At 60.1% G+C, this 291-nt stretch carries 1 protein-coding gene; it reads left to right on the top strand.

The window, feature by feature from the left end; translation table 11 throughout:
* Positions 1 to 107: 107 nt before the first annotated feature.
* Positions 108 to 291: homoserine O-succinyltransferase (locus P0G09_RS20045; protein ID WP_275253552.1), on the top strand; the 184-nt coding region annotated here is incomplete at its 3' end.

Here is a 291-nt window from a genome sequence, read left to right as displayed (position 1 = left end):
TTTGTGGTTTTGCCTAGGCCTCCCACTTTGGGGGAGGTGGCACGGCGTAAGCCGTGACGGAGAGGGCGAGGCCGCTATCAATATCCGCACCAATGGAGTACGACACTATGCCCCTCATCATCCCGAAAACGCTCCCCGCCTACGATGCTCTGTACGAGGAAAACGTCTTTGTCATGCACCGGGAGCGGGCAGCGTCCCAGCATATCCGCTCGCTGGAGATCCTGATCCTGAACCTGATGCCCACCAAGATCGCCACCGAGACCCAGATTGCCCGGCTGCTGGCCAACACGC

The organism is Faecalibacterium sp. DFI.5.82 (genome assembly GCF_029076575.1).
Taxonomy (GTDB): Bacteria; Bacillota; Clostridia; order Oscillospirales; family Ruminococcaceae; genus Faecalibacterium; species Faecalibacterium duncaniae.
This window is presented reverse-complemented; position numbering and strand designations above follow the sequence as displayed.